General features: G+C 35.8%; 10 protein-coding genes. 5 read left to right on the top strand and 5 right to left on the bottom strand.

Annotated features, from left to right (window positions below; translation table 11 throughout):
- Positions 1-166: 166 nt before the first annotated feature.
- Entirely contained in the window at positions 167-1,126 is a 960-nt protein-coding gene (locus AC1RPW_RS03990; protein ID WP_481761602.1) for a beta-galactosidase small subunit, read from the bottom strand.
- Entirely contained in the window at positions 1,110-2,987 is a 1,878-nt protein-coding gene (locus AC1RPW_RS03985; RefSeq protein ID WP_481761603.1) for a glycoside hydrolase family 2 TIM barrel-domain containing protein, read from the bottom strand. Before AC1RPW_RS03985 ends, AC1RPW_RS03990 begins: the two co-directional genes overlap by 17 nt.
- A 627-nt stretch (positions 2,988-3,614) precedes the next feature.
- Here AC1RPW_RS03985 and AC1RPW_RS03980 point away from each other — a divergent pair.
- Positions 3,615-4,838: an ISL3 family transposase gene (locus AC1RPW_RS03980; RefSeq protein ID WP_481762183.1), complete on the top strand. Its 1,224-nt coding sequence runs from the start codon at positions 3,615-3,617 to the stop codon at positions 4,836-4,838.
- 229 nt (positions 4,839-5,067) lie between these two features.
- Here AC1RPW_RS03980 and AC1RPW_RS03975 read toward each other — a convergent pair whose 3' ends face one another.
- Complete coding sequence (locus AC1RPW_RS03975) at positions 5,068-5,376, bottom strand: helix-turn-helix domain-containing protein (protein ID WP_481761605.1); 309 nt, start codon at positions 5,374-5,376, stop codon at positions 5,068-5,070.
- A gap of 233 nt (positions 5,377-5,609) precedes the next feature.
- Between AC1RPW_RS03975 and AC1RPW_RS03970 the strand changes: the two genes are divergently transcribed.
- The 4 genes from AC1RPW_RS03970 to AC1RPW_RS03955 are packed head-to-tail and all read left to right on the top strand — an operon-like array spanning position 5,610 to position 10,012.
- Entirely contained in the window at positions 5,610-6,179 is a 570-nt protein-coding gene (locus AC1RPW_RS03970) for a hypothetical protein (RefSeq protein WP_481761606.1), read from the top strand.
- Between the two features lie 36 nt (positions 6,180-6,215).
- Positions 6,216-6,581 (top strand): hypothetical protein, encoded by a 366-nt coding sequence (locus AC1RPW_RS03965; protein ID WP_481761607.1) that lies wholly within the window; start codon positions 6,216-6,218, stop codon positions 6,579-6,581.
- A gap of 31 nt (positions 6,582-6,612) precedes the next feature.
- The gene (locus tag AC1RPW_RS03960; RefSeq protein WP_481761608.1) at positions 6,613-9,294 is read left to right on the top strand and encodes an SEC10/PgrA surface exclusion domain-containing protein; all 2,682 of its coding nucleotides are present in this window, start codon (positions 6,613-6,615) and stop codon (positions 9,292-9,294) included.
- Positions 9,295-9,319: 25 nt separating this feature from the next.
- A complete protein-coding gene (locus AC1RPW_RS03955) occupies positions 9,320-10,012 on the top strand; it encodes a DUF6287 domain-containing protein (RefSeq protein WP_481761609.1) in 693 nt (230 codons plus the stop codon).
- Positions 10,013-10,573: 561 nt separating this feature from the next.
- Here the strand turns inward: AC1RPW_RS03955 and rpsI are convergent.
- On the bottom strand, positions 10,574-10,966 hold the full coding sequence (gene rpsI, locus AC1RPW_RS03950) for a 30S ribosomal protein S9 (RefSeq protein ID WP_409022038.1): 393 nt from the start codon (positions 10,964-10,966) through the stop codon (positions 10,574-10,576).
- A 13-nt stretch (positions 10,967-10,979) separates the two neighbouring features.
- Complete coding sequence (rplM, locus tag AC1RPW_RS03945; protein ID WP_057974611.1) at positions 10,980-11,423, bottom strand: 50S ribosomal protein L13; 444 nt, start codon at positions 11,421-11,423, stop codon at positions 10,980-10,982.
- Positions 11,424-11,555 lie beyond the last annotated feature (132 nt).

Genomic DNA, 11,555 nt, shown 5'->3' with positions numbered 1-11,555 from the left:
AATTGATATTGCAAACCGTTTGAATAGTCAACATGCATAAAAAGACACACTTCGTCCCTTGTTTAGTCGACAGTTATTCGATTAACGATTTGTATTTACCAATGCACTTCACACTCCCTGTTTATTAATTATTTACAGTCTACTATAGTTATGGTAGATAGGCAAATTAATCAAATGTGATATTAAATTGGTAAGCAATATCCTTCATCGCATCAATTTGATAGTCATCCTCAACATCACTACCCCAACTATCAATACCACCAACACCTCGAACGGCGCCTAGAATCGATAAAACGGTACGATGTTCCGCTGGTAATTCGCTATGATGTGTCGCATTTTCTAATTCTTCAGCTGTATAAGGTAAACAACTAAACGCAATTGGTTGATCAACCGCACTGAATGTTAAACCCGTTTCAGAAGCCTGTTGCATACGATTATCCAGAACAGACTGTCGATAAACAGTTACCCAATCATTTTGCATATGCACACCACAATCTTGCGGAACTAAGTATGGTGTCACTGGTAACCCTTGAACTTCATATCGGCCTGGAATTCCTCCGGCCATTCTATCTGGATAAGTTTCTCCTGATAATCCTTGGTAACAAAAACGAGTCGCTGGTGTGGGCATAATAAATCGCAACCCAAAAACAGGTAATGAGGGTAATCCAGCTTTTCCTTGGTATGAAACTGCAACATTCATTTTTCCGGTTGCTTCAACAGTATAAGTGACCGTCACTTGCGTTTGCGGCACAGTCAGTGTGTTATAGATATAACTTATAGCCACTTTTTCAGCGACTTCATGGTTAGTGTAACGATTATTTTCTGGTGCAATCGGTAACGCAATTGGTTTACCATTAATAGCAACTTTAACTGATTGACAATTACTGAATTGATCAGCGGCCAACCACATCCCTGACTTTACTGGAAACTGACTCCCCTGATCGTTATCCGTTGTTGCACGCCAAAAAGTCGGTTTTGGTGAGCGATAAAGCCACTCTTTACCTTGAATTCTAAAAGATTCTGGGCCACCCGTTTGATAGGAGAAAATATAATGAAAATCATTTCCTTTTAAACCGAGTGTGACATCTCCGTAAATGACAGTTAACTGCTTATTTATCTGTGCCATAATAGTATTTTACCTCCTGCATTGCTGGTTTTTCATTACGTGTGGCAAAAACGAGTCCATCACCCGAAAATGCATAATCAGATGGTCGATCATCAAAATCGCCACCATAACGCAACTCATTTTGACCTGTGACGGGATCTTCAACTAACAATGCTTGATCGATAAAGTCCCAGATGAAACCACCTTGATAGGATTCATATTGTTGTAATAAATCAATATATGATTTCATCCCGCCCAATGAATTACCCATATCATGCATATACTCACACAAGATAAATGGTTTTTGTGGTGAATTTTCTAGATAGTCTTTAATTTCGGCTGGTGTTGCATACATCCGACTTTCAACATCTGAAATGACATCTTTGTATTCAGGCGCACGGAAAACACCTTCATAATGAACTAAACGTGTCGAATCTTTTTGTTTATAGTACTCATTCATTTTCGCTAAGACACTGCCGGCGTATGATTCGTTACCCAATGACCAAAATAAAACTGAGGGATGATTTTTAAATAACTCAAAATTACTTTTAGCGCGGTCTAAAACGGCTGCTTCCCATTGATCCGATGAGCCGGGCACATTCCAAGAAGGCTCAACTTCACCCATTTTCTGCCAAGAACCATGTGATTCTAAGTTGGTTTCAGCCATCATATAAATACCAGCCTGATCACAACGATTGTAAAAAGATAATCGATCTGGATAATGTGACGTCCGAACTGCGTTAATATTGTTACGTTGCATACAGTCAACATCCCAAGCTTCATCATTATCTGAAATGGTTCTTCCTGATTTAGGGTTCCACTCATGACGATTAACACCATTGATAATTAATCGTTCACCATTTAATAACATCACGCGATTCTTAATTTCAATTTTGCGAAAACCAACTGGTTGTTGGATAATTTCAATTAATTGCCCATCAGCATCTAAAATTTCTAATTGTAATGTATATAAATAAGGCCGGTCATTCTGCCAAGCAGTCACTGGTTGTGCTAAATTGTAGTGTTTTTCGACATCTGACCCACTCATTAATTCATCGCTAAATAACACCGCATCTTGGTCTTTGAATGTGACACGGACACGTTGTTCTGCCCCACTAAAATGAAGTTGTAAATCTACTTGTCCTGTTTTTTGTCCACTATCGTAATCAGGAATCACCCAAAAATCATCTAAATGTGTTGCAGGTTGTGCTAACAGTGTCACATCACGAAAAATTCCGAAGAAACGGAAAAAGTCTTGGTCTTCAATGAAGGCTGCAGAACTTCGTTTATGCACTTCAACTGCCAAACAATTATCCTTATCTTTTAAATAAGGTGTCAGGTCAAATTCGCTTGGTGTAAAACTATCTTCTGCGTATCCTAGAAAATGTCCATTCAACCAGACGTACATTGCCTGTTCAACACCTTCAAAACGGATAATAACGCGTTTATTTTGAAGAGTTGGTTCCAAGTCAAAATGGTTTAAATATGAACCTACTGGATTATATTCTGCATCACTAAACATTCCAGCATACTGATTTAAATCAGTATCTGAAAAAGCAGGTCGTCTATATTCATGTCCTTCCCAAGGATACATCGTATTAATATAATGTAATTGCTCATATCCTGATAATTCAATATGCTGTGGTACTGGAATTGTGTCAAATTGTTCTGCATCAAAGTCAGTCTGATAGAAATTTTTTGGTCGACTTGCTGCATTAGTGCTGTAACTAAATTTCCAAGTTCCATTCAAAGATTGTTCAAATGAACTTTTTTGTTGTAACATTTCTGCTTGAGTTGCATAGTACTTATGATCACTGTGAGCTGGTACCTGTCCAACACGAAAAACGGTTGGTGTATCTAGCCATTCAATTTCTGGTGTCATCTGTTTGCCTCCGTTTTATATAAAAGCGTTTTCATAATTAAGTATATGTTTTCTTTTGGAGGTTGTCAAAAAGCATTATAAAATTGAGACAATAAAAAAAATTAGATTTAAGTGAAAATACGGTAATCTCATTTTTATTTTGTGTAAAATTGATTAACTTCTTCCTTTGGGCCTTTTAATTGATTTTTGCAGTAAGTTTCAGTATCGATTGCTGTATTAATCCTTCTGCAAAAATGAAAAAATGTAAAGGGAGGAGAAATCGTTTATATACCCTTTACTTTTCTTTGTGTTTTAGCTAGGTTATTATCAGTAGTTGCTCCCAAAACCCAACGAATATTCCAAATAGAAGGAAATATCTTTAAATTTTAAATACAATAAAAAGGCTCTGTACTATCTGTTGTTGGGACTAGTGTAAAAACTATTACTGATGACAGTTTTTTTGTATAATAACAAAAAAAAGCCAAAAGTCATAAGACTTTTGGTTACGAGTTCATCCATGTTCATTATCCCTCAACCACCACAGATGAATTAATAAGAAAGATGGAACTCTCCGCATGCCTAATCATACTAAATTTTGGCTTAAAATAAAAGACAGTAGTCTAACGATTGTTGATTATCAGTCTTCTAATGACGGTGTCACTCGATTTAACCGTGTTCTTGATTACCAGCCGAAGGGATTGTCCAAATTGTGATATTAAAAACGAAGGACAGATTATCAGGTATAGTTGGCGTCAAACACCCATACGCTACCCTAAATTTTTTGGTAAATGTATCATTTTATCACTCAAACGAAGATACTTTAGCTGTCATGAGCGGCAGTCATACTTCCTTGTCCAAACAAGTGTGGTTCCTAAAAATTGTACGATTTCCAATCTATCTAAACAGCTCTGTTTAACTAAATTAGCGGAATCCGTTTCTTTAACTCATATTGCTAATGAAATTTCGAATCCTGATTCCTTTGTAGGTCGTATTTTAATGACCTTTGAACGTGATTTTAAACCTAATTATAAATTTTTACCTAAAGTACTCCTACTTGACGAAGTCAAGAGTACCAAATCAGCTACAGATGCCATGAGTTTTGAATTTATGGATGCTAGTAACCATGAATTAATCAAACTTTTATCTTTTAGAAGATTCTATCAAATAGAACGTTATTTTTATCGTTACTCAGCTGCAGCTAGAAAAAACGTGAAAATTATCGTAACTGATATGAATTATACCTATCCTAAACTAGCCAAAGAAGTCTTTCCTAACGCGATTGTCATCATAGATACCTTTCATATTATCAATTCAGTGAATCGTGGATTCACTAAAACTAGAATTAGACTGATGAAAGAACTTTCAAAATCATCACAAGACTACAAAGCACTAAAACGTTACTGGAAGCTCCTGTTAAAACCTTCTGAAACCTTAGATTTTAAAAATTTCAAGAAATGGACTTATTTCCCATACCTAACAACAGAAACAAATGTCGTTGATCATTTATTAGCGATTCATCCTGAACTAAATAAATCATATGAACTCATGAACCAAATAAGATCAACCATTCGGTTGAAGGACTGGAAATCTTATGATTTTACAGTTAGAAACACCGAAAGGTGTTCTGAAGAAATGCTTAAAAGTATTGAAACGTTGCTTTGTCACCATTCTGAGATTAAAAATAATTTTGGCTATTATTATACTAACGGTCCTTTAGAAGGAATAAACAATAAAATTAAGGTCATTAAACGCGTTGGTTTTGAATTTAGAAATTTTCGTAGATTCCGAACTAGAATATTTTATACACTTAAAATCCATACAAAAAAACACCTCACAAATTGCTTTGTGAAGTGCTTCAAAATATCGATATAAATATATATTAGCGTTTTGAGAATTATCGATTAATACTTCATGGAATCTTATCTATTTGAATCCACTTGTATCAATACTTTACAATATTGAAAAAGGAACAACATTGAATAAAATCCATAATACGAGATAAAATTAACACCATAAAATAGACTAGTCAAGACACCATTAATGGTGTCTTTTTTTATGCTTTACACACTCTCTACCCATTTAATATATGTCTAATCAATTTCTATTTCAAGATTTCCAGTAACGCTTTAGAGATACGCATTCTATCATCTGTGGTCATGCTTTTCAATCTGTTAATTAATTCGGGCGTATAAATGTCGTTAAAATCATTACTCATTAATATATCAGCCAAATTTAATTGTAAGGCATTCAGAACTAGTTCCAACTTTCTTGTACTCGTATCGTCTAATTGTCCTCTTTCGAGTCGAGCCAAATAGCTGGCGGATACGTCCGCCATTTCTGCCAATTCTTCAATTGTAAGTCCTAATTCTTTTCGCTTTTTCCGAATGAAAGTGCCCACAAGTATAATCATAAATCGCTCCTATTTATCCATATGTTTAATGATAAATTAAGTGCGCACACTTTCAAAGCTCTCAGTATACCTATAAAGTTACATAAAAAGGTAGTATTGAGTATATTTTTGAGATAAAATATATCATGTGAAGATAGTGCAAGATATAAATTACTTTTTTGGGGGAGGAGATTTTATAGGGATCGTTTGGTAAAGGTTGGTTAATAATTCGTTCAAAGAAAAGGGAGAAAATTATGAATAAAGAAGAACTTTTAGATTTTTTAATGGCAAAAAGAAGTGTTACAGCGGGAGCTGCAGTTATCCAACAACAAATTCGTGAAGCAGAGGCTAAGATTGAAAAAGGTAAGAAAAAATTTCGAGGAATAATCATCGCATTAGTCGTTTTAATTGTTCTTTTTATGATTACTAGTCAGACAAGTGCGGCGATGCCATTCATCATTGCTGTTATCGCGCTATTTGCTTTTAAATATTTTGTTTATATTATGCCGGGTAATGAATCTAAAACACAAGCCTTAGCAGACTTGGACGCTGAAATGGCAAATGAAGATTATATTGCAGGCAAGCAAGGATTCCCAGAGAAATTCTACAACTATTTCGATATTTTTCGTCTTTGGAAATTAATTGATGAAACTCGGGCACGTGATTTGCAAGAAGCCTTTAACATTTTAGAAACACAACAATTCCAAGAAACTCAACTTTCAATGCAGGAAGAAATGAGAGGCTTACAACAAGATATTGCCTCAAATGCACGCTTGGCAGCTATGTCCTCAACCGTCAGTGCATTTAATTCGTTCAGAAAATAAGATTTATTATATTAAATTTATAAAAATGGAGAAAAAATGTCAAAAAAAGCAAATATTATTACCGGTGTCAGTATAGTAGCTATAGTTATTATTGTGGCTATGTTTATGATGGGCAATTCAAATAAGATGGATGGAAGCTATATTTCCGACATGGGTGGTTCCAAATTTGAGTTGAAGTTTAAAGGAAACACTGTGACTAAAGTTGAAACTGATAAAAAGTCAGACCAAGGTACTTATGAAATTGAAGACGGTAAACTTACCATGAAATTTGATGATTATACAATGAAAGCTAGTTTAGACAAAGATAAAAAAACATTTACACTTAATTCCGTAACTGGTTCACAAATGATGGGCTTCGGATTTTTATTAGAGGGGTTAAAATTTGAACAGGTTGCTAAATAATTATTAATTTATTGGGAGGATATTTTATATTATGAAAAAATCAAACATTACTTTATTATCAAGTGCATTAATCGCTGGAGTTACTGTCGTTGGTGCTACAACAACGGCAAACGCTGCAACAACTACACCCGACTCAACTGAAACAACTCATACTCAAACAGTTCAATCTAACAGTCAAAAATTAGATGACGATATTAAAGACGCTCAAACTGACGTTGATAATGCCAAAGATACAGCTGACAAAGATCAAAGTGCTGCTGATACTTCTAAAGACACAGCCGATGCTTCTAAAGACAATGCTGGTCAAACTGAAGAAAATGCTAATCAATCACAAGAAGATTTAAACAGTGCTGTTGATAATCAACAAAATGCGCAAAATACTGCTGATAACGCAACTGATGAATCTATCAATAACGCTCAAGATGCAGTTGACGAACAAGACAAAACAAATAACCAATTAGGTCAAGACGTTGATAACGCTAAAACAGATGTTGATAAAGGTAAAACAGATGTCGATAATGCTCAAACTGGCGTTGATGAAGCCCAAAAAGGTGCTGACCAATCTGATAAAGATGCTGATAAAGCTCAAGAAAACGTTGATAATGCTCAAAATAACCTTGATGGCAAAGGTTCAGCCGAAGCCGACAAGAATTTAAGCAATGCCAAAGATAACTTGGATCAAGCTCAAACAACTGAAGACAATGCTCAAAAAGGTGCTGACCAAGCTGACAAGAATATTGCTGACGCACAAAACAATGTTAATAACGCTCAAACTGGCGTAACTGATGCTAACAAACAACAAAATGATGCTAAAGCTAAAGCTGACGCTGCTCAAAAAGCTAAAGATACTGCTCAAAAAGCATTAGATGATGCTAAGAAACAACAAGGTAATCATCAAGCTAACCAAAATCACATCAACTTAAGCCAAGACTACATTAATGCCTTAAAGGCTTATTCAGATGCTTCATCAGCTGACGCTAATTATCAAGATGTCATTGACAGTTTAACAGCTGCAACTGAAAAAGAATGGGCATTAAATGGCGGCTACATTTCAAATGACCAAGATAAAACTGTTCATATTAACAACCAATCAGATTTAAACAAATATCTTGATGACTTAAATGAATATGCTAAACAATTATTAAATGAAGTGCGTGACCGTTTTGGTAGCACACAAGTTGAAGTCTCAGAAGGTTCTAAAAAATTAGGTCAATCAATCGGCGATGCTTATACATCTAAGAATAACGATCCTGATGATGGTCATGACAATGCATTAAACAACAGCATTGCTAACGGTATGGGATTAACATACTTAACACAACAAGATATGAATACTATCTTCGATAAATCATCTGAAAATGGTTGGAATCTTAGTCTTGATGCTTTCAAGAAATCTATCTATGATTCAATGAATGCCTTCTTATTCAATGGGGGTGAATGGGGCCATGCCGTAAGTGTTGCTGGCATTATGGCAACATATACACCTGCCAATAACACATGGTTCGGTCTTGGCTTCGGTCAATTTAAACAATCTAACGGTAATATCTTCTTAACAAGTTTCTTTAACTTTGTTGATGACTATGATGTTAACGACGCTTCTAAATTTAGCACTACACCTGTTGAATCTGGAACTGTCAGTCAAGCTCAAATTGATAAATTAGCAAGCGACGTTACTGCTAAAACAGCAACTTCAAAAACTGCTGATGCAGCTCTTGCAGCAGCTAAATCACAAACAGTTAAAGCTAACCAAGCCTTAGCTACAGCTAAAACTGCTTTAGCAACTGCTAAAACAAAACAAGCAACAGCACACACAGCCTTAACTAAAGCACAAAACGATGTTAAAACTGCTACTGTAGCTGTTAAAAATGCACAAACAGTTGTTGATGATTTAAATGCATCAATGCCTCAAAAACAACAAGCTTTAAAAGATGCACAAGCTGCCTTAGCTACAACTAAAACAACACAAGCTCAAAAACACATGACTTTAGACGCAGCTAATGCTAAATTAGTTACTGCTAAAACTGCATTAAAAGATGCAACTGCTAAATTAAGTGCCGCTCAAGCAGCTTTAAAAGCTGGTCAAGACGCACTTGGCGAAAAAACAAATCATTTAGATGACTTAAAGAATGCTGAAGCTAACTTAGTTGACGCAACAAAAGCTGTTGAAGCTGCTAAAAAAGCATACGACGAGGCTGTTAAAGCTGCCGAAGATGCACAAGCTGCTTCCGTTGCTGACGATGCACAATATGCGAAGTTACAAGCAATCGCTGATGCATCTAAGAAAGCTTTAGACGATGCACAAGCTGCATTAGCTAAATTACAACATGAAAAAGACATCGAAGATGCTTTGAACAATGTTGACAAACCATCAACTGGTACTGATAACGATTCTGGTTCACATACTGGTCATGTAACAGGTTCAGACAATGGTTCAGATAAAGGTAACGTAACTGGTTCTGTTGTTGCTAAAGGTAGTGAAACAGCTAAAGACACGACTGACAACAATGGTATTGTTGCACCAAGCAATAATACATCAACATCACGTCTTAAAGCTGCTGATCATTCAGAAATCAATAACGCTAAAATATTAGGTGCTTCGGTATTACCACAAACTGACGAAACTAATTCGTCAGTCGTTTCAGTGATTGGTGCAGCTCTTGTTGGTGCCGTTAGTCTCTTTGGACTTGCAGGAACGCGCCGTCGTAAACACTAATTCGTTATTGTAAGGAGGAATTGAGATGAAGAAGCCTTTACTTGTAATGACTAGTATCGTAATGGTTGCTTTATTAACAGCGTGTGGGCAACAAAAGTCACAGTCTGAGCAAACAAGTCAGCCAAAACAAGTATCCGTGTCAGATAAGAAAAAGGCGCAGTCGTCAAAAAAAGCAGATACAACTAAAAAGACGCATACTAAAGAAGTAAATCAACCAAAAAAAGAATCCGTGTCAGATAAGAAAAAAGCGCAGTCGTCAAAAAAAGTAAATACGATTAAAAAGACGCCTGCCAAAGAAGTAAATCAACCAAAACAGATGAATTTAGATCAAATTCAAGTCAGTGATTACAGCAGTATCGTCGGTCAGTGGCAAATTGTGAAGTTAGAAGCACGGGGACGCGACTTACCACTTGATGATGTTCAGCCGTTAAATATTACTAAAGATAGTCTAGTGTCATCATCTTCGTTTACATTAAATAAAGCTGGCTTAAAAGATCAGAATGGGCTGCATGCGACGAAATTTGAAGTTGCTAATAATATCTTAACCGCCAGCTTAAGTAATGCAAGTGATGTTTCTATTAATTGGTCCGTCATGTTCTATCCCAAAGGGACTAGTCACGAATATGGTGTTAATACTGGTGAAGAAACGAACAAGCAGAATCTGATTGTTGTTTGGTCAAGTAGTAACTCAGTGACCGCGGTTTACAGCCAAAGTTAATATATATATAAATAGAAGGTCTACAATATCTGTTGCCAGTGATAGAAAAATCTATCACTGGCAACAGATTTTTTTGTATGACACTAAAAAGAGTCTCCTATGACAAATAATACTAAGGTTTTACTAAATATGAAATTTGCTGAAAGCACTCCTTAATCCAGCAGTCATCGGAGTTTATGGTACTTTAGATTACCTTCAAAAATGCCTGACACCCCTGCAGAGTTCTCAACATAATCAAATTGTTAGCTACGGATGGCGGGCATCTCTATTAGGCTACTACGTTATTCTAGTGGCCAACTTTAAGAAACTAACAATGAATTGAAACATATTAAACGTAATGCCTACGATTTCAGTAATTTTAGGAAACACATTTTCTTTGTAATGAGGATTATGTACATAAAAAAGGCGTTGTCACAAAGTGACAACACCCTCCATAATATATTCACCAACAATAGTTGCAATAGAACCAAAAATATTCACCAGTGACAACTGCAATATACCAAAAAAAACACCTCACAAATTGCTTTGTGAAGTGCTTCAAAATATCGATATAAATATATATTAACGTTTTGAGAATTGGCTTGCTTTACGAGCTTTCTTAAGACCTGGTTTCTTACGTTCTTTCATACGAGGATCACGAGTAAGTAATCCTGCAGATTTAAGAGCTGCACGGAAATCTGGATCTACTGTAAGTAATGCGCGAGCAATACCATGGCGAACTGCGCCAGCTTGACCTGAGAAGCCACCACCATTAGCGTTAACTAAAACATCATAACTACCTAATGTTTCTGTAGCGTTAAATGGTTGTAAGACTACTTCACGTAAGTTAGCAAATGGAATGTAATCTTCAATTGCTTTGTTGTTGATAGTAATTTTACCAGTACCTGGTACTAAACGTACGCGAGCTACTGAGTTTTTACGACGACCTGTTCCTGAATATACGACTTGAGCCATTTCAATTGCCTCCTTAAATTAAGTTTGTAATATCTAAAGTTTCTGGTTGTTGTGCTTGTTGATCATGTTCTGCACCACGATATACGTGTAATTTCAATGCTTGTTCTTTACCAAGAGTACCTTTTGGAAGCATACCTTTAACAGAGAAAGCAATCAATTTTTCAGGATCGTTGGCACGGAAATCACCAGCAGTACGAGTTTTTAAACCACCTGGATGATCTGTATGATGTTGGTATAATTTTCTGTCAGCTTTGTGACCAGTTAAACCAACCTTTTCTGCATTGATAACAATAACGTTATCACCAGTATCCACATTAGGTGTGAATGTTGGTTTGTTTTTACCGCGTAAGATAGAAGCAACGACAGTTGATAAGCGACCTAAAGAAATATCAGTTGCATCAATAACATACCATTTACGTTCTATTTCGCCTTTTTTTGCTAAATAAGTTGTACGCACGATTGTTTCCTCCGTTTTTTCATGTTGTTTGTTTGACACTCAAATAAGTTTCCGGGGCCTATCAGTGGGGCAAACAATACCATTTATAATATTAACTATTAAAAGTCAATTTGTCAATCTAATTTATGGGCA

It is taken from the genome of Dellaglioa sp. CoH-55-MRSF-8, from assembly GCF_056782195.1.
This window is presented reverse-complemented; position numbering and strand designations above follow the sequence as displayed.